Genomic DNA, 25,472 nt, shown 5'->3' with positions numbered 1-25,472 from the left:
CTGTCATATCCTGATTCTAGCTGATAAAATAAGAAGAAAAAGAGAAATATAATATTATTAATTTCCTATTTTATAAATTAGGCAGGAGGAGAATGTCCCATATGAAGCTGCACAGTCAATTCCTGAAGCTGCATTCGCAGCATGGAGGTCCGGCCGAGATCTCTGTCACCCTGGACGAGCTGGCCTTGACCCTTGGCTGCACCCACCGCAATGCACTGCATGTGATCCGCAAAATGGCCGATCTAGGCTGGATCACCTGGACCCCCAGCCGGGGACGGGGGCGGCGCTCCAAGCTGGTGTTCCTCGCAGCGGCCGAGGACATTGCCCTGGAATCCATGAAGCAGGCCATAAGCAGCAAGGATATCAGCAGCGCCCTGGAGGGCATCCGCGGACATGCCCGCACCTCATCGCTGCAGGACACGCTGCAAGGCTGGCTGCTGGCTTACTTCGGGCATCATGCCGAGGTGCACAGCGACAAGCGGATCGATACGCTGCGGCTGCCGGTCACCCAGCAGCTCCATACCTTCGATCCGCTCTACATGAATTTGCTGGCGGAGTCGTTTGTCTCGAGCCATGTTTTTGACGGGCTGGTCGGCCGCAGCGGTGAACGCGGCAAGGTGATCCCCGGCCTGGCCCATGCCTGGGAGATAGACGGGAGCCGGACGGCCTGGACTTTTCATCTGCGCAAGGAGGTCTTGTTCCATCATGGCAAGGTACTGACCGCCGAGGATGTCGTCTACTCGTTCGAACGGATGATGTCTACCTCGCAGCGCATGCTGTACAGCTATATTGTCAAAGAGATTCAGGAGGTCCAGGCCTTGAATGCCTCTACCGTCCGCATCCTGTTGAAGAAGCCGAATGAGCTCTTCCTTCCCTTCCTCTGCACCAGCCGGGCGGCAATTGTGCCCCGCGATCTGGAATCCATTGGAGAGAATCTGTTTGGACGCAGGCCTGCGGGCACCGGTCCGTTCAAGGTCGTAGAGATGAATGAGGATACCTGTGTGCTGGAGGTGTTCCCTTATTATTTTCAGGGGCGGGCCCATCTGGACCGTGTAGAGATTATCTATGTCCCATGGAGCCTTGACCGGGAGCCCTCAGAGACCAGATCTGCCTTCCATGTCATCCCGAATCCGTCAGCAGCGGGCGCAGACTCTCTAAGCAGAATCCACTCCGAGTCCTATGTCCGCAAATTCGTAACCTGCAACACGAAGAAAAAGGGACCGCTAAGCGATCCCCTTCTCCGTGCCGAACTGCTGTCCTGTCTGCATGAAGCGCCGAGAGTGCCCTTCCGGCATTTCGCAGCGCCTCCGGCTGAAGTCTTGCAGATTGCCACAATCCCGCAGTACGCCGGGGATGCCGAATACATCGCCGCAAGACTAACGCAGCATGGATATTCCTGCAAGGTGTTATCCGTGTCGCCGGAGGAATTCAAAGGTCCGATCCGCCTGAAGTCCGACCTGATCGTCTTCTCGCTGCTCCGCGACCAGGACGAGCAGCTCCGGCTGTACGACCTGTACCTGACCCTCTCGCAGCATATCGAGCCACGCACCCGTGCGGGCATTGAGGGCAGGCTGCGCCAGATCTCGCGGGAGCCTGACGCCGCCGTTCGGGCGGAAGGCTTCCGGGTGATCGAGGATACTCTAACCCGTGACCACCAGCTGCATATTCTCTACGAACGGCCTGCCGAGACCGCCTATCTGCCCTCCGTGCGCGGGGTGACCTTCAACAGCCAGGGCTGGGTCGATCTGCGCCATCTGTGGTTTCCGCCGGAGCTGTAGATATGAAGTAGAAGTTCGGGGGAGGCTGACTACACCGCCAGACTATATTAGGACCAGCAGCCTCCTTTATTCTGTACCGGGTAAATACGTATCCAGACCTCTGCGCACCAAATTAGGCGAGACTGGCTTCCGGCCGAGTTCCCTGGACCAGATCGAGAGCTGGCCGATGTGATGAATCTCATGCGCGGCAACATGGCGCATCACTTCGCCCCATCTATGCTGGGTAACCTGCCCATCCGGCCGCTCCTCCCTTAGAATCCTCTGTTCCAATCCCTCATTCCAGGCCACTATGAAGGACTCCACCTCCGGCCGGAAGCGTGCGTCCACCTCTCTGATTTTCTGCAAAGTATTGTACTCCGTGAAGTCTAAACGGATATCCGGCTTACCTTCCATATCCCGGACCCAGCTTAATTCCACATCCACAATATGCACCAGCGTCTGCAGGATTCCGCCCACCCCGCCAATGCGTGTCTTCACAAGTTCTTCTTCCGGCAGCTCCTCACACCATTGATACCATTCCTCGCGGACCTGCCAGTTATAACGAAATAAGGTTTGCATGGTTGTCCTCCTTAGATTTGAACTCAAAGCTTGGTCGTCGCTGCGGTGAACATTTGGACTGCTGGCCGCTGTTGCTGATTAAACCGCTGCTATATAAAATGCACTTAAGATCTGAACTCCAAGCATGGTCGTCGCTGCGGTGAACATTTGGCCCTCCGGCCGCTGTTGTGTTTGGATTTCCAGATTATAGCCGCTCCTCGCGGTAGAAATCCAAACACAAAGGCGGACGCTATCGCTCCTCCAGTTCCAAATTTCCCCTCCGCTTCTTTTTGCTTTTTGTTAATTGCTTTAGTGCTTCTTATAAAGCGGAAAATCCCGTGACATAGCGGGTGCTATCGCCCCCAGAGTTCCAAAATCCCTCTCATATTCTTTTGCTTTTTGTTAATTGCTTTAGTGCTTCTATATACTATATACCTTACCCTTTTCTTCGTCGGATGCTATAGAATCTCATCGCTGTGGGAACGCCCTTAATCTCCAGCACCCCGCTATAGATCAGCTCTCTCACCCTGTACTCAAAATAAGCATCACCGACATACTGCTCACAGTATCCGAGCGCCTCACCGACCAGCCGTGCTGATTTCAGGAATCCATCATCCCCTGGCGGCGGCTGAAGCGAGTCCAGCTTCTCCAGCAGATAGCTGTCGTAGTAATCAGCGGGCACTTCCAGCAGGGCATTCTCTTGCCAGATTCGCAGTACGCCGGACTGCCCGGAAATCGTCAGCCAATCCTGAGACACCCGCGCGATATCGCCAGCACTCAACCTGTTGCCCTCATCAATTCGCAGAAGTGCTTCCCGGAGCTTGTCTGACGGAATCTCACCGGAATGATAGTAATTTATATAAGCATCCGGCCGGTTGAACAGTTCCTCACAGATTGCGCAGGCATCACACACTATGATCTCATTCTGTCTGTTCCCCAGCAGATGAGCGGTTAGCCGCAGCGCAGTCTGCTCGCAAGCATTGCCACTGGTCCAGATCACAATTTGGGCCAGTTCGGGAATCTGCTCCAGATTGTCCAGCAGCTCCGTGTACTCTTCTTCACAATCATATGAGACATTATAGTTTTCCGTTATATTTTGGCGGAACCAGTCGCTGCGGAGCTTCCTCCCTACTGGCGTATCCAACTGCTCCAGCGGACCTATAGCATAATTCTCCCGCAGGATAATCAGCTTATGCGTATCCTTCCAGCCAAATTCTTTAAGCACCTGCTTCACACTGCCTCCGAAGGAGTCGCCGCAGAGAATGTGAATATGAGTGTCCTTCAAACGGATTCACCTCTGATTCAAAATCGAAATTGAAATTAATTTCCGGAACGGTCGAGCAGGCGCCCTTTTACAAGTAAATAAGCTGGAGTACTCGGTGTTTCGGTTTTAACGGTAACCTCAATCGTTCCATCCTTACGAACAGCTGGTCTTTCCCGCTTCTGTGCCGGAAACTGAATCAATTGATCATCATAAAGTATATACGCTGCTACATCCGCCGCTCCTTCAGAAACATCCTTACCTGTTATATTCTTCGCCTTTACCGTAAAGCTGCCTTTTTCAGGATCAAAGGTGTAAGAAACTGGCCGGAACGCATCATCGCTAATAATCTTCCCCGGCGGGGAAGTGAAGGGACCTTGCTCAATGTCCTCTAAAGAATACTTGATCATATCCGTCTGCATCAAGGTTTCACCCGTCAGCGTGTAGAGCTGATTCGACTGATCCCATTTGCTCACAATGCCCAGACGTCCGGCCAGCACACTGACCGGAATGAACATCGAATTCTGCTCCATCACCGGAACCGTATCCATTGACCCGGCAACCCCGTTAACCGAAACAGATTTGGAACCAATAGTGAACTTAACCGTTACACTATCCTTTTCGATGGCAGCTGTTCTAGCCTTAGCATCATAGCTGACCTTCGCCCCCATCAGCTCACTAATGGAGCGAAGCGGGATCATCGTCCGGTAGTTGGCATCCACATATGGCGCCTTCGGTGCTGTATAGAGCACATAATAATCGTTGATTTTCAGAAGCGCAGGGTATTTCTTAGCCGCTGCCTCTACCTTTCCCGGATTCACACCCGTCAACATGGCGAAGCTCAACCCCGCAGCCAGTAAGGCTGTCAACACTTTTTTACCTGTCTTCATCCCAAACATCCTCTCTTTTCCTCTATTTCATATTTTTCTATCATCTTTCTTATTACTCCAAATTTCCACATCAGTTGCGCCTCTCTACTAAAATCTAACAACCGGCACAGGGATGCAGTGTCATTTTCGTGACATGCCTTTTCTCAGCTTGAACACGTAAAAGCCGTTTGAATACTGACTTGAGATATTTATAATTAGAGTGAAGTTATTGCAAAGGAGATTATTATTATGAGCTATGATATTCATATTACAAGAGCAAATCATTGGACAGAGAGTACGGAAAACCCCATTTCACTTGACGAGTTAAAGGATATATTTTTGAATAAAAATGATTTCGAGTATTCGAATATTTTCACAACATCTGGCCCATTTCAAATATCAATAAGTGGTGATTTTTTCATATGGAAGGTTGATGAAGTAACGGTTCCTTTTCGTTATTCTAATGGTAGACTTACAGTTTCCGGAGCCAATGAAGGCAATGTGATTGATAAGATGAAGGAGATTGCAATTGAACTTAATGCCAAAGTACAAGGGGATGAAGGAGAATTATACTAAAAATGTCCAGAATTTATAAACCGCTCAATGATCTCTCCAGCGAGGAGATAAAGGACCGTCTAAAAAGAAATGACACCGCTCATCTTCTAACGCTCCCTCTTTCTGTCGGTGAATACCATTCGAACTGGAAGTTCGCTCAAGATATTTGTGCCCGGCTCTCTAACCATGAATCAGCTGCTGTTCGGGCTAATGCGGTTTTGGGATTCGCATATATTGCAAGGACAAAGGGACAATTAGAGAAACACATCGTTAATCCCATTGTTCTGAGAGAGCTCCGCGAAAACAAAGAGTATGAATGGAGAGTTCGCGATTCTATTGAGGATATTAATTTATTCATGAAGTGGAACATCGGAAATAGAATTATTTACGAATGCGGGGACGAACATATTGGGTGTTAATAAAAAGGGAAGAAGAAAGTTCGTTCATGGCGAAAAGAGTTATTTCTGGTATGTCAAAGAAGATGATGAAGAGCACGGACGGATCAAACTATTTATTGTTTCGGAAGATAAAAAATTTAATGTTTCCTATGAAGTTGTGGGATGACAACGTTATAACGCCGGGCCTTGTGAAAACTATAATTGAATGGAGCCTGAAGGATAAAGAAAATCTCAATTTCGTGGATTGGGAGGAGTGGCGGAAGGGATGTTTGGAACTGTAGGAGCCGCAGCGTCCGAAAGTCCAAACGATCCCTGGAGCCAAGACTATTCCCAAAGTAAAGCGGCTCCAGCTCAGATGACCACCTGACAATATGCTGCATGGATAATCAGGCTACGATTACTACCGGATGATATGCTTCTTACGAAAGGAGGGATTGCGTGGAGTGGCTGGAGCGAATGAACCGGGCGATCAGCTATATTGAAGATAACCTGGAACAAGACATTGACTACGATCAAATCGCTAAAATCGCCTTATGTTCGGTTTACCAGTTTCAACGTATGTTTTCATTTGTACTTGATGTCCCCTTATCCGAATATATCAGGCGCAGAAGGCTGACACTGGCTGCGTTTGATCTAAAGGACAGAAAAAACACTGTGATGGAGATAGCCTTGAAGTACAGGTATGAATCACCGGAAGCCTTCTCCCGTGCATTTCAGAATCTGCATGGAATGACGCCTACATTAGCGCGTAATGCCGGAAGTGAGTTAAGAGCCTATCCGCGCATCTCCTTTCAAATCATCTTAAAGGGAGTGACCGGAATGAATTACCGGATGGAGAAACGGGATGCTTTTCAAGTGTATGGGCTGGAGGACATCTACCAGTACGACACTATTGCGAATGAAGCGGGCGTAACGATCCCGGAGGTTTGGCAAAATATCTGCAAGAATGGTGAGTTCGAACGTTTAGCCCAATCAGTAAGCGGGGCTTGGAGAGACGAAGGCAATTTCAGCAAGGAACTTGGAGCAGTCTTTGCCTTCGATGCCTACACCTTCACAAGCAACATGACCTTCCCTTATCTAATCGGGTGCTACAGAGCGCCAGGCAGCCAGGTGAACGGATACACTGTCGTTGATGTTCCCGCGTCTACGTGGGCCGTGTTCTCAACACTCCATGACGGGAACGGCAGCGGCAAATACGATTTGCAGTCATTGAAGAACCGGATCTTCTCGGAATGGCTGCCAACCTCAACCTATACGATTCTGGACGGCGGTAATTTCGAGATGTATGGTACAAGCGCAGACGGCTATGAATATTGTGAGCTCTGGTATAGAGTCGGGGAATAGTTATGGAAAAGCGCGGTGTCCGGAATGTCCGGTCACCGCGCTCTTTTTGTCTTTAGAAGTACTTCTGCAAAGTTAGTAAAGCATCAAATTCAAAATCACTGAACACAAGATGTACCGAGTGCAATTAAGCAAACCCTTTTGCTTTTGCTTTTGCTTTGCTTTTGCCTTTACTCTTGCCTTTCCCCCTGCCCTACCCCAATAGTAAGTGAACTTGGTTCTCCCCCATTTGGGAGAAGTGGCGGAAGGGATGTTTGGAACTGTAGGAGCGGCAGCGTCCGCCTTTAGATTTGGATTTCTACCGCAGACTATGCGGCATAAATCAGGAAATCCAAATCTAACAGCGGCCGAAAGTCCAAACAATCCCTGGAGCCACGACTATTCCCAAGGTGTTGAATTGCCCATGTTCACCTTACTTCACCGACCCAATCATCCCAGCCACAAACTGCTTCTGCATCACAAAGAACACCAGCGCCGTCGGGATCGTACCAATCACAATCGCGATCATAATCATCCCGTAGTCCGGGGCGTAGCCCGAGCCGAGAGTGGAGATGAGCAGCGGCATGGTCTTGGTCTGCGGAGTCTGCAATACGATCAGCGGCCAGAGATAGTTGTTCCAGCTCGACATGAACGTAATGATCGCTCCGGCGGCGTAAGTCGTCTTCATGGTCGGCAGGTAGATGCGCAGGAAGATGCCCAGCTCGCTAAGCCCATCCATTCTGCCGGCCTCCAGCAGCTCCTTCGGGAACATCTTTGTGCTCTGGCGGAAGAAGAAGATCAGGAACGCGGTAGTCACCGTAGGTAGAATGACCGAGGTCATCGTATCAATGCCCATCCACGGGAAGACGTTCGAGATCTGGCCGAACATCCGGTACAGCGGGATCATCAGCGCGGCGAACGGAATCATCATCGACAGCAGCAGAATGTTGAATACAATATCCTTCGAGCGGCTGCGGAATACCTCGAAGCCGTAACCGGCCAGCGAAGCAATCAGCAGCGCCAGCAGCGTGGTGGTTATGGAGATTTTCGCTGAATTCATCAGGGATAACTGCAGGTCCGTGGTGTCCAGCAGCTTACGCAGATTCTCCAGCAGATGGGTGCCTGGCAGCAGACGCCCGCGGGTGACATCCACCGACTGGTTCGTCGAGCTGACGACCATCCACAGGAATGGAAAAATTGAGACAATGGCCGCAATGCTGAGGAACAGATACATGAAGACACGTTTACTTTTAGCCATTTTTATCACCTGCCACTTTGAACTGGATGACCGACAGCAGCGCGATCATAATGACAATCGAATACGATACGGTGGCTGCATAGCCGAAGTCTGCTGCATATTTGAATGACAAATTGTAGATGTACTGGGAGATTGTCTGGGTCGCGTTGCCCGGGCCTCCCTTCGTAATATTCATGACCTCGTCGAACAATTGCAGCGTCCCGATCGTTGAGGTAATCGAGGTGAACAGGATGATCGGCTTCAGCAGCGGGACCGTAATTCCGAAGAACTGGCGGGAAGAAGATGCCCCGTCAATTTTGGCGGCCTCGTAGATGGAGTGATCGATATTTTGCAGGGCCGACAGGTAAAAAATCATATTATAACCCGTCCAGCGCCAAGTGATCGCTAGGATAATGGTGATTTTGGCCCAGAACGGATCGGTGATCCATTCAATCGGGGCGCTGACCAGATGGAGCTTCAGCAGCATCGTATTCACCAGGCCATTACCGGAGAATAAATACTTGAATACCACAGAATACGCGACCAGTGAAGTGACACAGGGCAGGAAGATCGCCGTCCGGAAAAACCCCTTGAATCTCAGCTTGCTGTCATTCAGCAGCACCGAGATAAACAGCGCGAGGATGATCATCAGCGGCACTTGAACCAGCAGATAGATGAAGGTGTTCTTAACCGATACAATAAATGTCTTGTCAGACAGAAGCCGTGAATAGTTATCGAAGCCGGTAAACGTAAGATTGCTGCCCGTTCCCGTCTGGAACGACAGAATAAGTGCCTGAAGCATCGGATAGAAATAGAAGACGAAGATCAGAATGACCGCAAGCAGGACGAAGGACCATCCGGTCAACACGCTTTTGGTGCGGAATCTTAGTTTGGAATTAGTTTGATGCACAGCTGCCCAGTCCTTTCCTTATCATTTAAAATAAGCCCCGGGCACAGCCCGCCTCCTGAACTCCCGGAAGCTGCAGGCCACGCCCAAGGTTCACGGTGTGCACAACCTAACTATTTAATCTGTGACTCGGCCTGGGCCTGGGCATCGCTCAGCACGCTGTCAATATCCTTGCCGTTCAGATAATTCTGCATCTCTACAATCAGGATGTCTTCAATCGCATACGTGTTGATTCCGTAATTGACGCTTGGGATCTGCTCCGTCCAGGCGGCGAAATCGGATACAATCTTCTGGCCGCTGAAGAATTCATTGGCCTGGCTGTAAGCCTCTCCGCCCGCAGCCGCTTTGAAGGTACCGATGACACCGATGTCCGTGAGCAGCTTCTGGTACATTTCCACATTCGAGCCGAAGGTCTTCGCCATGAAGTCTGCTGCCGTCTCCTTACCGTCCACATTCATGACATACCAGGAGCTTCCGCCCAGGTTCGAAGCATGAACGGATTTGTTCGCAGTCAGCTTAGGAAGCGGTGCGATTCCCCACTTGCCGGATTGTGACGCTTCAGCCGTAATCGAAGGGGTGATCCAGTTGCCTGTCGGCACGGAGGCTACATCGCCGCTGTTCAGGGCGGCTACGAACTGGCTCCAGTCTGCATGTACCTTAGCTACGTTTGATTCAGTCAGTTCCTTATAGGTTTCAAAAGCTTCCTTAAGCGGTGCATTCCCCGCGATATTCGGCGTCTTGCCGTCTTCCTTCAGATACCATTTGCCTGCGGATTGAATCATCACCCGGATTAGTCCAAGGTCGTTCGGATCCAGTGTAATCAGCGCTTTGCCGGTTTTCTCTTTCACGGCTTTGCCGATTTCAATATATTGCTTCCAGTCGATATCCTGCAGATCGGCCAGCTTGTAGCCTGCCTGCTCCAGATAGTCCGTTCTGACATAGAGTCCGGTAACGCCGGAGTCAAAAGGAACCCCGTACTGCTTCCCGTCCAGGCTGGTCGGCCCGCTTTTGTAATCTGCGAAGTCAGCGCCCTTGATCGAGCTGCTCAGATCGTAGAAGGAATCCTTGTACGATTGAAGGAAGCTCTGGGAACGGTAATCCTCAATCAGCACGATGTTCGGCAGACCCTTGGTGGTTCCGGAATTCAGCCCCGTGTTCAGCTTCTGGATAATATCCGCCTGTGCATATTCCACAATGTTAATTTTCACATCCGGGTTCGTCTTGGCATATTCTGCTTTGGCCACTTCCAGTGCAGCGATGTTGAATGCAGGGTCCCAAGCCCAAATGGTGATTTCCTTCGCCTGTGCAGGCTCTGTAGCTGCTGTATTCTCTGTCTTTCCCGTGTCCGCAGCGCTATTGCTGGTGTTCTTCGACCCGGAGTTCGAGCTGCAGGCCGTAAGCAGAAGCAGGCAAATCAGGACTAACGCAAAGCCTTTTTTCATTGGTAAGCCTCCCCTTTAATGCGCTTTACTGTCTCTCGCTTGAATGTAAGCGCTTATTTATTACATAAGTAATCTTATCACCCGGTCCGGGGGACCCGTTAGAACTTACTTTATGGGGATTGGTCATTTTATCGCCTGATTGTAAGCGTTACCTTGATTGCCGTTTGTTCTTTTTTTGGAAAATGGTAATAATCTCACTTCTTCATCAGCGGCAGGCGGATTCGGATCGCAGTCCCCTCCCCCGGCGCACTCTTAATGGTGACTCCATATTCTTCACCGTACATCAGCACCAGCCGGTCATGCACATTGCGGATACCGATTCCGGTGAACAGCTGGCGCTTCCCCGCAAGGCTCGACATAGGCAGATCAGCCGCTCCAGTATCCATCCCGTCCCCGTTATCCACCACCTCACAGAGCAGAGATCCGGCATCCTGGGAGATGAGGATATGGATATATCCGCCGCTTTTGCGCGTAAACGCATGGAAGAAGGCATTCTCAATGAACGGCTGAATAATCAGCTTCGGCAGATGACAGTCCATACAATCCGGGGAGACGAAGAAATTCACCCGGATCCGTTCGCCGTACCGCACATGGTTGATGAAGACATAGGATTTCAGATTCTCCAGTTCCTGCGTCACCGTAATGCTCTCACTGACATTGCTCAGCGCATTCTGCAGCATCGAGATCAGGGCATGAATCGTCTGCACCGCCTTCTCCTGACTGCCCTGCTGCACCAGGAAGTTGACCGAAGCCAGCGTATTGTACAGAAAATGCGGGTTAATCTGATGCTGCAAGGCCGCAAGCTCGGCATTCCGCTGCTCCTTCTGCGTCTCCACCAGCTTCTCGACATATTCATTCAGCTCGTCCAGCATATAGTTATAGGCATGACCCAGCTCCTGAAATTCAAAGCTTCCCGTAACCGTAATGTAATTGTGGAAGTTACGCTCGGTGATCTTGGACATCTGCCGGGTAAGCAGCGTGAGCGACCGGGTCAGCCTTCTGAAGATCAGGAACACCACGATCAGGGCCACGGCCACGATGGCTGAGCAGAAGAGCACGACCATTTTACCGTTGACCATCTGGCCGAGGGCCGTCTGCTTATCGATCAGGTTCACAATATAGAAATCATAAGACGGCAGGTAATCCGCAATCAGAATCGAATCGGTGCCCTGGAAATCGGTGTTCTGGTAAGCAAGCTGCTGCTCCTCAATCTGCCTCGCCACCTGCAATAGATCCTCTGCCCGCTGGCCCATCAGATCACTACGGTTGCTGGACACTATCATCCCCTGCTTATTCAGGATCACCACATCGTTCCCGGTACTGACAAAGCTGCCGTAGAAGGAGCGGAAATCCTTTTCATGAATGGTAAAATACAGCGTCCCGTAAATATCGCCGGTCGTCCGGTCCATCAACGCTTTGCTGCCTACAATCACCGCTTCCTTCTGCGCCGAATCCGGCATCGTCTCTTCATAGAACTGATACATCAGCCGTTTCGGTTCAGCCAAAGTATTACGTGTCAGCTCATGCTGCTGCAGCTCCCGGTCACTCATCAGCAGATTGTTCGTGTTGGTGGAGTAGCTGCGGCCATTTTTGCCCATGATTTTGATCCCGACCTGGTAGGCATCGAGCGTGGACTGAATCTTCTTCATCTGCGTGGTCATATTGTAATAGGTCCGCAGCATCCGCAGGGAGTCCGAGTCCTCCTCAGACAGGAAGGAACGGATCGTGCCACTCAGCTGGGTATTATTAGTAGCCGTAACGATCGAATAATGAAAAGCTTCAAAGCTCGCCTTAATCTGGCTGATCACCTTGGAATTCGTAATGCTGAACGTATTCATGAACAGCTTCTCCGACATGCGGACGGTCGTCCAGGAGGAGGCGATGGCTACGGCGATGATGCTGAACAGCATAACGAGGAAGATTTTGATGAACAGGCTGTGAAATTTGAACCGCTCCCAGTATCTGCGCATACGCTCTACTCCTGCCCGTAATGCTGACGCCGGTAGCCGCTCGGGGACAAGCCGTAATATTTCTTGAACACTTTGCAAAAATAGCTGTGATCGCCATATCCGACCATGCTGCTAATCTCCGCTATGGGTGCCTCCCCGGCCCGCAGCAGCTCTGCCGCCCTGCCCGTGCGGACCGTGTTGAGATGCTCTTTGAAGCCCTCGTGATTGTAGGTCGTGAACAGGCTCGACAGATAGGAAGGATTGAAATGAAAATGACGGGCCAGCTCCGTAAGGGTTAATGGCTCAGCATAATGCTCCTCTATGTACTGAAGCAGCTTCGTCATACTGGCATTGCCGCCCGGTGCCGGCGCTGCCGATGCAGTCAGCTCCATGATCCGACGCAGGTAATCATCCAGAATCTGCATGGCCTGCTCGGCCGTGCCCGCTTCATCGATGGCCCGGAACAGGCCGTATTTCCCCTCCTCCAGCTCCTGCAGATGACTGAACTGATTCGTAATATTGAAGATAATATTGCCCAGGAAGGACTTAAACTGATACACGTCTCCATCATTCTGGCGGCTGAGCGCATCCACATGCTGATGCAGGTCACCGAATGCTTCCGCCAGCTGCTGACGCTTCAACTGCTCGGTGAATTGCGCCAGATTGAACTTCGGCAACGGAGTCTCCGGATCCGGACGTTTTTCCTGGATTAGCAGGGTCTGCTCCGGCCGGAAAAACCGGCACTGCTGTAGTCTCGCATTGCTCTCCTGCTGGACGGCCGCAAGCTCGCTGAGGGAACTGAATCTCCGGCTGAGCGTCAGACGCAGCTCCACTTCCTGCCCGGCCATCGTATCGGCCGACTGGTGTACAGCCTTTAGCAGCTGCGGCCAATGGGCTTCCTCCAGATTGATCAGCATGAATGTAGTGCCCGAAGGCTCTGCGACTGGAATAATACACTGCACCCGTCCCGGTACACACTGGTTTAGTTCACTGGTGATAGTGGTGATGACGGTGGCGGATGCGGCCTCTTGTGCATTGGCTGCGTTGCTGGCAGTATTGATGTTGATACGGTTCATGGCATTGCTGCTGTTGACTGCGTTAATAGCGGTATGATTCATAGCGTTGTCGCTGCTGACCGCGTTTATGGCGGTATGGTTCATGGCTTCGCCGCCCGGTGCTTGCTGCACCGGTTCCCAGCCCAGCAGCGCGAAGGCGTGATGCGGAAGCTGCTGCTTCACATACGCTTCGCTCTCCGGCGGCAGCCGGTAACCGGCCAGCATCCGGCCGAGCAGGGTATCCAGCGGCTGCGCTGCTGCCTCCGTTTGTCCTCCGGCGGCACTCAGTTCCGGGATGCGGTCCCGGGTTTTTTTTAACACCTGCAATAAGGCCCCGGCTTCCAGCTTCGGCTTCAGAATATAGTCCGCCACCCCATGCTGGAACGTCGAGCGCACATAATGGAACTCGCTGAAGCTGCTTAGCACAATCACCTCGGTAGCCGGATAATCGCGCTTCACCAGCCGGGTTAACTCCTCGCCATCCATCACCGGCATGACAATATCCGTAATGATGATATGCGGCTGCAGGGTCTGCAGCGAATTCAGCGCTTCCTGCCCATTGGCCGCTTCACCCACGATCTGAAATCCTTCCTGCTCCCAGTCCAGCACATATTTAATCCCTTGCCGGACCAGGATTTCATCGTCCACAATCAGCACCTTGCATATTGGATTCATGATTCTCCCCCGCTTTCTGTAGTCTTGACCTCTGGCCCTAGCCACTATGAACGGATTATAAAGCGCTATCATGGAGATGGTCAAACTTAAATTCTGGGATTTGTGGTGATAGAGCTTTCGGGACAAGTGTTCAGAGACTAATGCGGGGATGAAATCTGATGAAGTCTATAGGCTAGAGGATAGTTGTATTTCATACAGCTAAAAACGGGGAAAACCAGAACTTTTCTACTTTTATTGTATTCTGTACAGCTAAATCCAAGTAAACTCCCTCTTAAGGAGAACACTTAACATTCTAATTGCTGAAAATACAACTAAATCTCATTGAGCACTCCAATCTAAGTTTTTAATTGTAGTAAATACAATTAGAGCCGGAACTTAAACGTCCCAGCTACTGAGAATACTGAATGGTGAAGGGTAGGCATACAACCACGCTTCATCAAATGAATCAAGTAAGAATTCCAAGCATCTGCTCTATTGCATCGATAATAACCTGCGGTTTCTCAATATGTATGTTATGCCCACTGCCCTGTGCTTCAACTAAGTGACCGTTAGTGGAGGTATGCTTCAGCTCATTTGCCACTTCCTGCAGCTTCTCTCTTATGATCCGCTTCGTATCTTCCGAAGTCCCCGGATAGAAGTCATTGACTATTTCCGATTTGATAACGGTCAATGGAATATCGGTTTGCTTCAGTTCCCTAACCTGCTCATAGCCGGGCTGAACATTAGAGAACTCGCTGTGCATGGCCGCTATAGTCTTTTTTTGAAAGGATAATCTCCATAACAGCGCTTGCGTCTGCTTGGAAAAAGGCTTAATAGTAGCAGAGAATCCGGGGAAGCTTCTCAATGCGGAAAAGACCTTTAAAAATCCAGTTCTGGACAGCAAATTCAAGGCCCGATAGAACCTCACCGCCAAAAGCTGCCCCTTCACATGCTCTTCCGGAAACCGCGCTGTGACTTCATCCTCATGCATCGAATCTACCAGCACCACTCCCGCCACTAGCCCCGGGTATCTCCCCGCAAACAGCCTTACATTTAATCCGCCATAGGAATGACCGACCAATATGTAAGGCCCCACAACTCCAGATCTTTGCAACAGCTCGTACAGCTCGGATACGCACTGTTCATTGGTACGCGGGAACGGGCCTGCCTCGCTCCAGCCATAGCCCGCACGATCATATACGATCACTTGTGTGACCTTAGCAACCTCAGGAGCAACAAGCGACCAGAACAACGCGGAAGAACCACAGCCATGCTCCAACACTACTGTAGGCAGGCCTTTGTCCTCACCAATAATACTGATGTACAACTTGTGCTGTCCTACACTTATAAGTTTCCCGTGATCCATATTCTTCTCCATCCTAATGCGAGCTAAGATGCTTCCTATACCCCTCGACCTTCTCTTCCCTATACCCCATCGCCTCATAGAAAATATGCGCTTCCTTCCGCTTCTCCCCCGACACGAAAATGATATAGTAACAGTCCCGTTCATGCGCAATCGCTTCGATCGCAGTCATCAGCTTCTTGCCAAGCCCCTGCCGCCGTGCGCGCGAAGACACGACCACGTTCTCAATCACCATGAACGGGCGGCAATCGCCCACCAGATCCTGGCAGACGATCCCCATCAAGGAGCCCAGCAGTTCCCCGTCTACAAAAGCACCTAGCAGCACAACCCGCTCATCCTCCCGGATTGTCCGATAAGCGGTTTCCAGCTTCACCGGGTCCGTCGGCCCGCCTATTAATTCATGGTAAAGTGTGTTTAATGCTTCAAGCGATTCAATTCCGATTTCTTCTATGGTTACCATGACAGGTGGCCTCCGCTTTCATATGGTTGTGGAACTATCACTTCATTTCATACATAAATAATTGACCATTGCGAGGATAACGCATACGTTCAGCCTCATAGCCCCTGCGCCGGAGCCTGCGGTCTAGTACTTTCATGAATGCACCATGACTGACAATTAGCACACAACCTTCTTGCGCACACGCCTCATCAACAAGCAAAGCATCAATTACTCTATCCGCTCGCCGCAGTACAGCGACTCGGCTCTCCGGTTGAGAAGAATGACCTACCGACCAGAACAAACGTCCAAGTATAAGCCAGAAAGAAACAGGCAGACGCAGTCGGCTAAGCCTAATTCTCCCGAGCCGCAGTGCTGCCACGCTAATCTCCCTTAACAGCTCTGTATACACAAACCTCTGAGCCTCAAAATAACTTGCCGTATGTACCGCCCTCGCCTGATCACTACACAGACAAAGGGTCCAACGCTGCCCCCCAATCTCATGTTCAGGAGCTTGAATTGGTGCTAATTCATACTCTTGAAGCCACTGATCGAATTGTACCCCTGTCAGCCAAGTCCGCTGCGGTTTAAGGTCTACTTTGAAATGCCTAATTAGTCCCAGCTTCAATCTTCTAATCCCCTATTTCGCATTTCTCAACTCAAACTCCTCACTCTTCCCGTCCCACTCGACAGTGACTTTAATGACGGAGTCCTCATATTCAAACGCACCATTCCCATGTCCCCCCATATGCAGCATATCCCAGCGCACGGGTCCTTCCTCCGTCCGGGTGCTGCCGCCGCTGGTGCCTTTGTAGCCATATTTGAACTGCTTGATTTCTCCCAGATCAGACTGCTCACCCTTATATTTCAAATCGAAGGTATATTGTTTGGAGCTTTCACTTGTCACTTTATCCTTCTTCGTAATCAGCTTCTGGCTGGCCTCCTGCTTATAGACGCCCGACCAGGTGCCCCCCTCGCCCTTGAAGGTATAGTTGAAATGGGTCGTTTCCGTATTGCATGACGTTAGCAGCAGTATCAGAATTGCCGGAAGCAGCAGCGCACGCAGTATCTTCTTCATGGTCAGCCCCCTTTTCCCATAGATTACATTAACGTGAACGGGATAGGTATTGTAGTACTGCCTCCACCCGTTCCTCCACCGTAAGGTCTCCTTCCAGCCGCAAAAGATCGCCGCTTAGTCCGGCCATCCACTCCTCATGCAGCATCCGGCTGCGGATCTCCATTCCGCCCGTATCGTACAGCGCTGCCCAGTCAATGAAGCTCTCAACATCCTCATACTTGTCTCCGCCCGGCAGACCCTCATCCCCGTAACGTTCATACTCCCGCGCCCGCAGCCGTTCCAGACGAATCTCCTCCGGAATCCACAGGAAAATCACCAGGTCAAAGGTATCGCGCAGCGAATCCCCCCAGCCGCAGACCGCACCGGACAGAATCCACGGCTCATGCCGCTTGAGGTCCATCTCCAGTCTGCTCAGACGTGCGGCAACATCGCTCTTAATGCTGTATTTCTGTTCCCAATAGTAGTCGTCACTATCCAGATGTACATGCGGAAGCCTCGCCGCCAGCGCCTTGCCCAAGGTTGTTGTTCCCGCCCCGGAAGCTCCCATAATATGAATTTTGCGGTACATAGGCCCTCCTGAATGAAAGAATCATTGTATCCATTTGTATATTTTACCATGCTGCCCCTTATATATAAAGCAAATGGACCACGCAAACAAAGCCGCAGCCTAAGGCCACAGCTTGTTCACCTTCCTAATGCTCAGCGTGCTCCTCAGCTCACATCAGGCGGGATGCGCCGGGCGATGCCGGTAGCGATAGCGGCCCGGATGACAGCCAGACGTACCTGCTCCACGACCTTTTCGTTGAAAATGCTCGGAATAATATATTGCTCATTCCGCTCATCCGGGTGCACCACGGCTGCAATGGCCTGCGCCGCTGCCAGCTTCATCTCCAGATTCACCGTCTTCGCCCGGCAGTCCAGCGCCCCGCGGAAAATCCCCGGAAAACACAGCACGTTGTTAATCTGGTTAGGGTAATCGCTTCTGCCGGTTGCCAGCACCCGGACGTAAGGCTCCGCCAGATCCGGTTCAATCTCCGGAGTCGGATTAGCCATAGCGAACACGATGCTGTCCTGGGCCATGCTCTGCAGATGGCTAACCTGCAAAATCCCTCCCCTGGATACGCCAATGAAGACATCCGCTCCGCGCACCGCCTCATCCAGTCCTCCGCTCAGATTCTCAGGATTCGTACTTTCGGCCAGCCAGCTCCATTCAGCATTGGTATAGGCTTCGTTCCGGTTCAGGATTCCCTCCTTGTCTACCGCGTAGAGCTGCTTCGCGCCAGCCGCCAGCAGCAGACGGCAGATCGACACGCCTGCCGCACCGATGCCGACGACTACAATTCTGGAGTCTGCAATCGACTTCTCCACCACCTGGAGCGCGTTCAGCAATCCGGCGAGAGCAACTACTGCCGTTCCGTGCTGGTCATCATGGAAGACTGGAATATCCAGCTCCGCCGACAGCCGCCGTTCAATCTCGAAGCAGCGCGGCGAGCTGATATCCTCCAGATTGATGCCGCCGAAGCCGGGAGCGACCGCTTTCACAATCTGAATGATTTCTTCCGGATCCTTGGTGTCCAGACACAGCGGGAACGCATCAATGTCTGCCAGCTGCTTGAACAGCATGGCCTTGCCCTCCATCACCGGCATCGCCGCCTCCGGTCCGATATCGCCAAGGCCCAGCACAGCGGTACCGTCGGTGACGACGGCTACCGTATTTCTTTTCATCGTCAGGGAATACGCCTTGGACGGATCTTCGGCAATTGCCGTACAGACACGGGCCACACCGGGAGTATACACCAGTGACAAATCCTCCCGGTTCTTGATCGGCATCTTCGGGGTGACCTCGATTTTGCCGCCGAGATGGGCCAGGAAGGTACGGTCGGAGACATTGATGACTTTGATTCCAGGCATATTCTTCAGCACGCTTATAATCTCTTCATTCGCCGCATCCTGTACATTCACGGTCAGGTCACGGGTCGTCACATCCTTGCCGCCACGGATCACGTCAATCGCTACAATATCGCCCCCGGCTGCTGCCAGCCTGGACGCCACATCGCCAAAAGAAGCTTCGGCCTTGCGGATTTCAAGCCGGATAATCATCGTTGTTGCAATGGACATAGAGTATGCCTCCCTCATCAGACGGATGAATTCTATCCTCAATATACTACAGTTCACTTGTTGTTCACAATTAAATCCGGGTTAACCGGGAATTTCCCAATCCTCAGCCAGCTTTAGCAGCTCTGCTTCCGCAGCTTCTTCATCTTGCCCCAATACTTTCGCTTCTATATAGTAGGTTAGCGTATTATCGCTGTCACTCTGGCCCGGACGCTGATAACACAGCCAATAATAAGTAACCTCAGGAGCAGGATAGACCGCGCTTCCCCCCTGTACGAACTTGATCAGCTCCCCTTCACCTGCCGGAGTCGGCACCGGCTTCCTCCATAGCAATTCTGTATGATTAGGGATGCTGATATAATTACCCGGACGACTCTGATCGCCAAGCGACAGCTCCAGCTGATCTTGAGTCACAGACTCCAACCCTTGCAAATACCGCGCAGGCTCGTCCTCACTTAGACGCAGCCGGTGTACCGCTGTGGCGGAATCAGATGCTGCGAACCCGTATAGCGCTCCCCCGCCCAGAACGAGGCAGATTGCTGCGGTAAGCACGGTTTTACGTATTTTCACTCTCATTATGAACGCTCCTTTGTAAGCATTTAGTGTAGGATATCATTGTGTTTCCTTAATTGACAGGGCACAATAGTAATGGCGCGAAGCCTATGGATTCTTATCTTTGAACCAAACAAATATAACACGAATTAGGAGAGAGAAGATATGCGGAACCCTTTTCAAGCATTGGTAGTGGACAAGACAGAACCATTCTCCGTAGAGGTCAGACCGGTATCGCTGCAGGAACTGCCCGCCGGTGAAGTGTTAATTAAGGTAGCTTATTCCAGTGTAAACTATAAAGACGGGCTGGCAAGTATCCCGAATGGAAATATTGTGCGAAATTATCCGTTCATTCCAGGGATTGACCTGTCAGGGACGGTAGTCTCATCGAAGGACAGCCGCTTCCGCGAAGGCCAGTCTGTCATTGCCACCAGCTATGGGATCGGCGTCTCCCACTTCGGCGGCTTCAGCGAATACGCCCGTATCCCTGCGGACTGGGTTGTTGAACTCCCGGAGGGCTTGACGCTGCGGGAAGCAATGATCTACGGCACGGCCGGATTCACGGCGGCGATGTCTGTGCAGGCGCTGGAAGCTCAAGGAATGACCCCTGATCAGGGAAAAGTGCTCGTAACCGGTGCCACCGGCGGTGTCGGAGGCGCGGCAACCGCCATCCTGGCGAAGCTGGGCTATCTGGTCACTGCCAGTACCGGCAGAATAGAAGAAGCCGGATATTTGCAGGAGCTGGGTGCTGCTGAGGTGATCTCCCGCGAAGAGGTCGCGGGCACTGCGGTGAAGCCGCTGGACAAGCAGCTCTGGCAGGCCGCAGTAGATTCAGTCGGGGGTGCGCCGCTTGCTGCTGTCCTGAGCAAAATCGCCTACGGCGGCGCAGTTGCCGCAAGCGGCTTAACCGCTGGCACGGATGTCTCGACTACCGTCCTGCCGTTTATCCTGCGCGGAGTCAGTTTGCTCGGCATCGATTCCGTAGCTTGCCCTATGGAGACACGGACCAAGCTCTGGCAGCGAATGGCAGGTGACATGAAGCCGGAGGTGCTGGATACGCTGGTGGACCGTGAGATTTCCCTGACTGAGCTGCCTGCGGCGCTTCAGGATATTCTCCAGTCGGGCACCCGGGGCCGGGTGCTTGTCCGCTTATCCTAATCTAACTTGATTCTACCATAGATTATAATTTAAGCCTTGACCCTGAAGTATACTTCAACCTTTATACTCTAGTTATTCCAGATGAATAGAGTTGGAGGGAGTACAAATGAGAATATTTGAGATTATAGTCATTGTGGTGATTCTGGCTGTTACAGCAGGAATGATAGGGGCCAAGAAAAACTGGGGGCTGAATACCCTTATGCTGCTGGCTGTCGTTATGGCTGTAGCGCTGCATGGGGTGCTTGAGAATTACCGTATCCAGATGGCTCCGGCCTACGCCGCAGCGCTCTGGCTGGTGACCATACTCGGATTCAGACTTGTGAGGCGTCCCCGATCGGGCCAGCCTAAGCGGTATGCGAAGTTATGGAAAAGTCTGCTGCTGATATGCATCCTCCTTCTTTCAGGAGTATCCGTCTATGCGTCCAGGCTGCTGCCGATGTTCACGCAACCTGAGCCAACAGGGCAATATGCCGTCGGGACGATCGCACGCGAGCTTACCGATGAGCAGCGTGACGAGACGCTGAGCGCTGAGGAAGGCGGCAAACGTAAGCTGATGGTCAATGTATGGTATCCGGCCGATCCTGACCAGACTGAGGGTAAGCCTAAGGAGCATTACCCCTCAGCACTGGGCGAAGCGATCAGCCTTGTATTCGGATTGCCGAAGCAGCTATTCAGCCATGTGACCGATATTCCGACTCATGTTACAGACGGAGTGAAGCTATCGGCACAAGAACCCAGCTATCCGGTCCTGCTGTTCTCGCCGGGAATCCGCTCCACCAGATTCCAGAGTATGTCGATTATCGAAGAATTGGTCAGCCACGGCTATATTGTCGTAGGGATCGATCATCCTTACACCTCAGCCAAGGTCACTTACCCGGACGGTGCTTCGGTCTACTACATGCCTGATCCGAAGTTCGATACTTCCGCAGAGCTCTACAACTACAATGTGAGCGGAATTGCCATCCGTGCAGCGGACGCCAGCTTTGTGCTGGACACCCTGACAGCTTGGAATACCCAAGACCCGAATGGATTGTTCCAGGCCAGGCTGGATCTCAGCCGTGCAGGTATCTTCGGCCATTCCTACGGAGGGGCGACAACCGCCGAAGCTTTAGCCCAGGACAAGCGGTTCAAGGCCGGTGTCAGTCTGGAGGGCGGGTTCTGGGGTAAGGTTGCCCATGAAGGGCTGACACAGCCTTTTATGTATGTGATGTCCGGCACGACAGCGCAGAATCTTGCACATCCCGAAGCGAGCACAGATCCCCTGATCTATGAAGAATTCACGCCGGATCTGAAATCAGTTATGAGCCGCAGCACCCGGGATACCTATTATCTGACAGTCGATCATTTCATTCACCAAAGTTTTACGGATATAGCCCTGCTGTCGCCCTCCTTATTCGCCAATGGCCTTGATCCGGTGCATACTGTAGATATAAGCAGAACCTATGTCCGGTCATTTTTCGATCAGTATCTGCTAGATGAGCCGCAGGCGCTGCTGAACGGTCCATCGGCCGAATACCCGGAAGTAACCTTTGAACCGGCCTACACGCACAAGAGACCATAGGAGTAGATAGATATCAAAATACAGGAGGTAATGCCAGATGAAGGGAATGACCCGTGGTGAGCTGGCGCGGCAGGCGGGGCTGAGTGCGGCAACCATCCGTTACTATGAGGACAGCGGCATCCTGCCAGCCCCGGAACGGACCGCTAAGGGATACCGGATCTACTCTGCAGATATTCTGGTGAAGCTGAAGTTCATCAAGGATGCCCAGTCCTTGGGCTATTCACTGAAAGAAATCCAGGCGGCGCTTGCCCTGCTCGGCTCGAAGATGGATGAAGATACCTTAAAGGAACTCGTCCGCGACAAAATCACCGAAATCGACGAAAAGGTTGCTGCCCTGTACGCTATTCAAAGCATGCTGGCCGGTCTGCTTGAGACCCCGCAGGAGGATATTCAGAATTATCTGCGTTCCTTCCAGGTTCCAGATCAGCATCATTGAAGACAAGCTATCCCTTCTTGGATCCAAGTAGAAACGGCTTTGCCGTCCTTTCAGGGATGGCACCCGTTTCAGCGAGAAATAGAAGGATAAGTTATCATGTGAAACATATAATTTCTTATATTTGCAAAAAAATCGGCAGCGTCATTCTGCATTCACAGAATACGCTGCCGTTTGTGCCCTCTGGATTTCTGTTATTCGGCTCCCGCCTCATGCACTGCTTGCGGAGGAGCCTGGACGTATTGCTGCTGGCGGTAGGGCTGGGCATACGGCTGAGCATAATAACCGTGTACCGTCATCGGCTGGTATCCGAAGGATTGCGGAGCCTGCTGCGGGTGCATGTAAGGCGGCATGTTCGCATTAGCCATCATCGGCGTCATATTGGCAGGAGCGATGTGGGTTCCCTTCATATTCTCGGCTGCCGCCTTCACAGGAGGACAGCAATCCGCAGGCGGACCAATGAAGGTCTGTGGCTTCACCGGAGCGAGTGCTTCCTTAACCAGCGCTTCATTAAGGCAGTAGGTATGTGCCAGCACATTAGCCGGAGTTAAGCTCAGAAGATCCGAGCCGAGGATGACCTCCGGTGTTGGAGCATCGAAGATTGCCAGCAGATGGGTGCAATCCATCGTGGCCACTTCATAATGCCACCAGCCCTGCGGCACATTGGCAACCTGGCCCGGGGTGATCGGAAAATGCAGCAACTCGTTCGTAAACGGGTTGATCAGCGACACCACAGCCGCGCCCGAGATACAATACACCAGCTCAGCGGCATTTTGATGATAATGCGGCTCGACCACATTGGATCTGCTGAGATAGATATCGAGCAGCGAGGTATTCTCCAGGGTGTTCAGATTTTTGATGCCCAGTACGTTGATATAATTGCAGTCATCCTTCTTGAATAAGGTGTTGCCGTTCATATCAAACGTAAACTGTGTATTGGGCGACGTATAGTCCGTATAAGAGGTCACACAAATCCGTCCTTTCCTCGGGGCCGTTTTTTATCGTTCTGGTTATAGGATATGTATCCGCCCATGCCCAGGTGACGATGAATAGCTCCGCCGCACAGTAAATTTGCCCCTTAAGCCGAATAATTAGCTGGACAGGTCAATTCGACAATGGATTGGGCGGACGGGCTGGGCTGGATGAGGCTGCAACCATAAAAGGAATAACGTCTCACATGCCCCGCAGCCTCACGAATGTATACTGTTTTCATCATACATTTTGACCGGCGCCCCACTTCCGCCCGAATGTATGCTGTTTTCCACATACATTTTGCCCGGAGCCCCACTTCCGCCCGAATGTATGCTGTTTTCCGTATACATTTTGACCGGAGGCCCCGTATCTGCCCCAATGTATGCTGTTTTCCACATACATTCGGGACACCACGCCCATTGTATTCGGTTTTTCGTATACACTCCAGACTCCACGTATACTCGCCGGGCCTCCACACCCTTTTCAGGTCCCGGACAAAATAAAAAGACGGCGGGTAAACACCCTCTCCGTCTGTTCATGGTAAACCAAAGTTGTCCTTTACCAGCCGCTTCGCTGGATCAATGCTGTAATCTGGGCGATGTGATGGCGGCTGTGCCAGATGTACCTCTCCACTGCGGTATCCAGTGTCATCTCACCAAGACCACCGCTTACAAAGGTCCGGTTATAGTCCTCAGGCTGCAAGGATTCCAGTAAGTTCGCGAATCTGCGGTTAAGCAGTCCGATGAGCTGGAGTGAGGATTCCACCGGTTCGTTGGAAGAATCGCTCAGCTCCGCCCACAGATCCTGTCTGTAGCTTGGAACCTGCGGTGCTTCCTCCGTCAGCCCCCGCTTGAAGCGGAGGTATGCATACATGCCCGTATCGGCGAGATGATGCACGACCTGAACCACAGTCCAGCCGCCCGGCCGGTACGGGGTCTGCTGCTGTTCCGCCGTTAGCGGTTCTACTGCTGCCCGCAACTCCTCTGCCAACTGCCTAAAGACCGCAACCGATGCTTCCCGCACTTCTGCTGTCCGGTTCCCCTTAGCGGCGAATCTTCCAATCGGGTATTTTAACAACTCCAGCTCCTGCTCTTCCACATTGTCGTTCATTTCGCTCACAGCTCCTTTGTTATTGTTGTTTGGATATCATACCATTTTCGGGTGACAACAGCGCATAGGCCTCTTCCAGTGTTCCCGCCGTAACATCCGGCTTCACTTCCAGCTCCCAGGGCTGTCCGTTCCGGTTAAGCCAGCAGGACTTGATTCCGGCTCTGGCTGCTCCAAGAATATCTGACGCAGAATCTCCAATATGGATAATTTGCTCCGGCTCCACATCATAATGGGCTATCACCTCAGTAAACATACGGTTATGCGTGTCATTCTTATACGACTGATACGTCTCCGAAGTGAACAGCGAGATGGGATAATTCCGGTAGAACTCAGGAAGCATAAGATCATCTGTATCACTTACAATACATACCTGATAATCCCGGCATATGCGCTGTAAGAAAGTCTCGGTGTCAGCGTACATTTCAGACAGCCGATGCTGGGCAAAGAGGTTATCCACTGCCTGCCAGCAATCGTAATCCAAGCCGGACTCCTGGAATACGCTCTGAAACCCTCTGTAATAAATCTCTCTGCTGCTGATAAAAGTACCCGCCTCCCGGGCTTCGCAGGCTGCTGCATAATAACGGCTCAGCAATTGCTTACCGAGCTGGAGTGCCCTTGCTTCACTGAACTTCTGCTGGAGAATCGGCCTCCAGACCTCTGCCCGCCTGCTCTCAATATTCACCAAGGTCTGGAACATATCCAGACTAATCACTTTGAATGACTGCATGGGCC

26 protein-coding genes are annotated in these 25,472 nt (G+C 51.8%); 8 read left to right on the top strand and 18 right to left on the bottom strand.

What is annotated here, in order from left to right; genetic code table 11:
- Nucleotides 1-101: 101 nt before the first annotated feature.
- A complete protein-coding gene (locus NST26_RS12595; protein ID WP_340953582.1) occupies nucleotides 102-1,778 on the top strand; it encodes an ABC transporter substrate-binding protein in 1,677 nt (558 codons plus the stop codon).
- 66 nt (nucleotides 1,779-1,844) lie between these two features.
- Here the strand turns inward: NST26_RS12595 and NST26_RS12590 are convergent, their stop codons facing one another.
- The 3 genes from NST26_RS12590 to NST26_RS12580 form a co-directional block, all read right to left on the bottom strand.
- Nucleotides 1,845-2,336: a DinB family protein gene (locus NST26_RS12590; RefSeq protein WP_340953584.1), complete on the bottom strand. Its 492-nt coding sequence runs from the start codon at nucleotides 2,334-2,336 to the stop codon at nucleotides 1,845-1,847.
- Between the two features lie 415 nt (nucleotides 2,337-2,751).
- Nucleotides 2,752-3,600: a DUF1835 domain-containing protein gene (locus tag NST26_RS12585; RefSeq protein WP_340953587.1), complete on the bottom strand. Its 849-nt coding sequence runs from the start codon at nucleotides 3,598-3,600 to the stop codon at nucleotides 2,752-2,754.
- 35 nt (nucleotides 3,601-3,635) lie between these two features.
- Nucleotides 3,636-4,466, bottom strand: coding sequence for a copper amine oxidase N-terminal domain-containing protein (locus NST26_RS12580; RefSeq protein WP_340953590.1), 831 nt, complete (start codon nucleotides 4,464-4,466; stop codon nucleotides 3,636-3,638).
- 228 nt (nucleotides 4,467-4,694) lie between these two features.
- Between NST26_RS12580 and NST26_RS12575 the strand changes: the two genes are divergently transcribed.
- The 4 genes from NST26_RS12575 (at nucleotide 4,695) to NST26_RS12560 (ending at nucleotide 6,742) form a co-directional block, all read left to right on the top strand.
- Nucleotides 4,695-5,021, top strand: coding sequence for a hypothetical protein (locus NST26_RS12575; RefSeq protein ID WP_340953593.1), 327 nt, complete (start codon nucleotides 4,695-4,697; stop codon nucleotides 5,019-5,021).
- A 2-nt stretch (nucleotides 5,022-5,023) separates the two neighbouring features.
- A complete protein-coding gene (locus NST26_RS12570) occupies nucleotides 5,024-5,419 on the top strand; it encodes a hypothetical protein (protein ID WP_340953595.1) in 396 nt (131 codons plus the stop codon).
- Nucleotides 5,409-5,564, top strand: a complete 156-nt coding sequence (locus NST26_RS12565) for a hypothetical protein (RefSeq protein WP_340953596.1) — start codon at nucleotides 5,409-5,411, stop codon at nucleotides 5,562-5,564. Before NST26_RS12570 ends, NST26_RS12565 begins: the two co-directional genes overlap by 11 nt.
- 272 nt (nucleotides 5,565-5,836) lie before the next feature.
- Entirely contained in the window at nucleotides 5,837-6,742 is a 906-nt protein-coding gene (locus NST26_RS12560; protein ID WP_339313862.1) for an AraC family transcriptional regulator, read from the top strand.
- Nucleotides 6,743-7,151: 409 nt separating this feature from the next.
- Here NST26_RS12560 and NST26_RS12555 read toward each other — a convergent pair whose 3' ends face one another.
- From NST26_RS12555 to NST26_RS12505, 12 genes are all read right to left on the bottom strand, one after another.
- Nucleotides 7,152-7,976 (bottom strand): carbohydrate ABC transporter permease, encoded by an 825-nt coding sequence (locus tag NST26_RS12555; protein ID WP_036729652.1) that lies wholly within the window; start codon nucleotides 7,974-7,976, stop codon nucleotides 7,152-7,154.
- On the bottom strand, nucleotides 7,969-8,865 hold the full coding sequence (locus NST26_RS12550) for a carbohydrate ABC transporter permease (RefSeq protein ID WP_209879802.1): 897 nt from the start codon (nucleotides 8,863-8,865) through the stop codon (nucleotides 7,969-7,971). Before NST26_RS12550 ends, NST26_RS12555 begins: the two co-directional genes overlap by 8 nt.
- A gap of 110 nt (nucleotides 8,866-8,975) precedes the next feature.
- Nucleotides 8,976-10,304 carry an ABC transporter substrate-binding protein gene (locus NST26_RS12545; RefSeq protein ID WP_340953601.1) on the bottom strand — a complete coding sequence of 443 codons (1,329 nt, stop codon included), beginning with the start codon at nucleotides 10,302-10,304 and terminating at the stop codon, nucleotides 8,976-8,978.
- Between the two features lie 194 nt (nucleotides 10,305-10,498).
- Nucleotides 10,499-12,274 (bottom strand): sensor histidine kinase, encoded by a 1,776-nt coding sequence (locus NST26_RS12540; protein ID WP_036729661.1) that lies wholly within the window; start codon nucleotides 12,272-12,274, stop codon nucleotides 10,499-10,501.
- A 5-nt stretch (nucleotides 12,275-12,279) separates the two neighbouring features.
- Nucleotides 12,280-13,983 (bottom strand): response regulator transcription factor, encoded by a 1,704-nt coding sequence (locus NST26_RS12535; RefSeq protein ID WP_340979236.1) that lies wholly within the window; start codon nucleotides 13,981-13,983, stop codon nucleotides 12,280-12,282.
- Nucleotides 13,984-14,428: 445 nt separating this feature from the next.
- Nucleotides 14,429-15,328 carry an alpha/beta fold hydrolase gene (locus NST26_RS12530; RefSeq protein ID WP_339313858.1) on the bottom strand — a complete coding sequence of 300 codons (900 nt, stop codon included), beginning with the start codon at nucleotides 15,326-15,328 and terminating at the stop codon, nucleotides 14,429-14,431.
- A gap of 13 nt (nucleotides 15,329-15,341) precedes the next feature.
- Nucleotides 15,342-15,785 carry a GNAT family N-acetyltransferase gene (locus tag NST26_RS12525; RefSeq protein ID WP_339313856.1) on the bottom strand — a complete coding sequence of 148 codons (444 nt, stop codon included), beginning with the start codon at nucleotides 15,783-15,785 and terminating at the stop codon, nucleotides 15,342-15,344.
- 37 nt (nucleotides 15,786-15,822) lie between these two features.
- Complete coding sequence (locus NST26_RS34030) at nucleotides 15,823-16,389, bottom strand: histidine phosphatase family protein (protein ID WP_339313854.1); 567 nt, start codon at nucleotides 16,387-16,389, stop codon at nucleotides 15,823-15,825.
- A gap of 12 nt (nucleotides 16,390-16,401) precedes the next feature.
- The gene (locus tag NST26_RS12520; RefSeq protein WP_339313853.1) at nucleotides 16,402-16,839 is read right to left on the bottom strand and encodes a hypothetical protein; all 438 of its coding nucleotides are present in this window, start codon (nucleotides 16,837-16,839) and stop codon (nucleotides 16,402-16,404) included.
- Nucleotides 16,840-16,867: 28 nt separating this feature from the next.
- Nucleotides 16,868-17,407 (bottom strand): AAA family ATPase, encoded by a 540-nt coding sequence (locus NST26_RS12515; RefSeq protein WP_340979235.1) that lies wholly within the window; start codon nucleotides 17,405-17,407, stop codon nucleotides 16,868-16,870.
- A 143-nt stretch (nucleotides 17,408-17,550) separates the two neighbouring features.
- Entirely contained in the window at nucleotides 17,551-18,957 is a 1,407-nt protein-coding gene (locus NST26_RS12510) for an NAD-dependent malic enzyme (protein ID WP_340979234.1), read from the bottom strand.
- Nucleotides 18,958-19,038: 81 nt separating this feature from the next.
- Entirely contained in the window at nucleotides 19,039-19,530 is a 492-nt protein-coding gene (locus NST26_RS12505; protein ID WP_340979233.1) for a hypothetical protein, read from the bottom strand.
- A gap of 141 nt (nucleotides 19,531-19,671) precedes the next feature.
- Here NST26_RS12505 and NST26_RS12500 point away from each other — a divergent pair, with 141 nt between their 5' ends.
- From NST26_RS12500 to NST26_RS12490, 3 genes are all read left to right on the top strand, one after another.
- Nucleotides 19,672-20,664: an acrylyl-CoA reductase family protein gene (locus NST26_RS12500; RefSeq protein WP_340979232.1), complete on the top strand. Its 993-nt coding sequence runs from the start codon at nucleotides 19,672-19,674 to the stop codon at nucleotides 20,662-20,664.
- A gap of 106 nt (nucleotides 20,665-20,770) precedes the next feature.
- Complete coding sequence (locus NST26_RS12495; protein ID WP_340979231.1) at nucleotides 20,771-22,225, top strand: alpha/beta hydrolase family protein; 1,455 nt, start codon at nucleotides 20,771-20,773, stop codon at nucleotides 22,223-22,225.
- Between the two features lie 37 nt (nucleotides 22,226-22,262).
- On the top strand, nucleotides 22,263-22,661 hold the full coding sequence (locus NST26_RS12490) for a MerR family transcriptional regulator (RefSeq protein ID WP_036729690.1): 399 nt from the start codon (nucleotides 22,263-22,265) through the stop codon (nucleotides 22,659-22,661).
- Nucleotides 22,662-22,852: 191 nt separating this feature from the next.
- Here NST26_RS12490 and NST26_RS12485 read toward each other — a convergent pair whose 3' ends face one another.
- The 3 genes from NST26_RS12485 to NST26_RS12475 all read right to left on the bottom strand — a co-directional run bounded on the left by NST26_RS12485 (nucleotide 22,853) and on the right by NST26_RS12475 (nucleotide 25,467).
- A complete protein-coding gene (locus tag NST26_RS12485) occupies nucleotides 22,853-23,626 on the bottom strand; it encodes a cupin domain-containing protein (RefSeq protein ID WP_445323320.1) in 774 nt (257 codons plus the stop codon).
- A 562-nt stretch (nucleotides 23,627-24,188) separates the two neighbouring features.
- Complete coding sequence (locus NST26_RS12480; RefSeq protein ID WP_340953624.1) at nucleotides 24,189-24,740, bottom strand: YfiT family bacillithiol transferase; 552 nt, start codon at nucleotides 24,738-24,740, stop codon at nucleotides 24,189-24,191.
- 19 nt (nucleotides 24,741-24,759) lie between these two features.
- On the bottom strand, nucleotides 24,760-25,467 hold the full coding sequence (locus NST26_RS12475; protein ID WP_340953627.1) for an HAD family hydrolase: 708 nt from the start codon (nucleotides 25,465-25,467) through the stop codon (nucleotides 24,760-24,762).
- Nucleotides 25,468-25,472: the final 5 nt, after the last annotated feature.

The organism is Paenibacillus sp. FSL R7-0128, assembly GCF_038002245.1.
GTDB lineage: Bacteria > Bacillota > Bacilli > Paenibacillales > Paenibacillaceae > Paenibacillus_AQ > Paenibacillus_AQ silagei.
This window is presented reverse-complemented; position numbering and strand designations above follow the sequence as displayed.

What these genes read in the sequence shown, in the direction of transcription:
- NST26_RS12510 (WP_340979234.1), bottom strand. Translation starts at nt 18,957, where the DNA reads ATGTCCATTGCAACAACGATGATTATCCGGCTTGAAATCCGCAAGGCC.
- NST26_RS12555 (WP_036729652.1), bottom strand. Translation starts at nt 7,976, where the DNA reads ATGGCTAAAAGTAAACGTGTCTTCATGTATCTGTTCCTCAGCATTGCG.
- NST26_RS12495 (WP_340979231.1), top strand. Translation starts at nt 20,771, where the DNA reads ATGAGAATATTTGAGATTATAGTCATTGTGGTGATTCTGGCTGTTACA.
- NST26_RS12570 (WP_340953595.1), top strand. Translation starts at nt 5,024, where the DNA reads ATGTCCAGAATTTATAAACCGCTCAATGATCTCTCCAGCGAGGAGATA.
- NST26_RS12595 (WP_340953582.1), top strand. Translation starts at nt 102, where the DNA reads ATGAAGCTGCACAGTCAATTCCTGAAGCTGCATTCGCAGCATGGAGGT.
- NST26_RS12530 (WP_339313858.1), bottom strand. Translation starts at nt 15,328, where the DNA reads ATGGATCACGGGAAACTTATAAGTGTAGGACAGCACAAGTTGTACATC.
- NST26_RS12505 (WP_340979233.1), bottom strand. Translation starts at nt 19,530, where the DNA reads ATGAGAGTGAAAATACGTAAAACCGTGCTTACCGCAGCAATCTGCCTC.
- NST26_RS12525 (WP_339313856.1), bottom strand. Translation starts at nt 15,785, where the DNA reads ATGGTAACCATAGAAGAAATCGGAATTGAATCGCTTGAAGCATTAAAC.
- NST26_RS12500 (WP_340979232.1), top strand. Translation starts at nt 19,672, where the DNA reads ATGCGGAACCCTTTTCAAGCATTGGTAGTGGACAAGACAGAACCATTC.
- NST26_RS12580 (WP_340953590.1), bottom strand. Translation starts at nt 4,466, where the DNA reads ATGAAGACAGGTAAAAAAGTGTTGACAGCCTTACTGGCTGCGGGGTTG.
- NST26_RS12480 (WP_340953624.1), bottom strand. Translation starts at nt 24,740, where the DNA reads ATGAACGACAATGTGGAAGAGCAGGAGCTGGAGTTGTTAAAATACCCG.
- NST26_RS12545 (WP_340953601.1), bottom strand. Translation starts at nt 10,304, where the DNA reads ATGAAAAAAGGCTTTGCGTTAGTCCTGATTTGCCTGCTTCTGCTTACG.
- NST26_RS12540 (WP_036729661.1), bottom strand. Translation starts at nt 12,274, where the DNA reads ATGCGCAGATACTGGGAGCGGTTCAAATTTCACAGCCTGTTCATCAAA.
- NST26_RS12535 (WP_340979236.1), bottom strand. Translation starts at nt 13,983, where the DNA reads ATGAATCCAATATGCAAGGTGCTGATTGTGGACGATGAAATCCTGGTC.
- NST26_RS12520 (WP_339313853.1), bottom strand. Translation starts at nt 16,839, where the DNA reads ATGAAGAAGATACTGCGTGCGCTGCTGCTTCCGGCAATTCTGATACTG.
- NST26_RS12575 (WP_340953593.1), top strand. Translation starts at nt 4,695, where the DNA reads ATGAGCTATGATATTCATATTACAAGAGCAAATCATTGGACAGAGAGT.
- NST26_RS12490 (WP_036729690.1), top strand. Translation starts at nt 22,263, where the DNA reads ATGAAGGGAATGACCCGTGGTGAGCTGGCGCGGCAGGCGGGGCTGAGT.
- NST26_RS12590 (WP_340953584.1), bottom strand. Translation starts at nt 2,336, where the DNA reads ATGCAAACCTTATTTCGTTATAACTGGCAGGTCCGCGAGGAATGGTAT.
- NST26_RS12475 (WP_340953627.1), bottom strand. Translation starts at nt 25,467, where the DNA reads ATGCAGTCATTCAAAGTGATTAGTCTGGATATGTTCCAGACCTTGGTG.
- NST26_RS12515 (WP_340979235.1), bottom strand. Translation starts at nt 17,407, where the DNA reads ATGTACCGCAAAATTCATATTATGGGAGCTTCCGGGGCGGGAACAACA.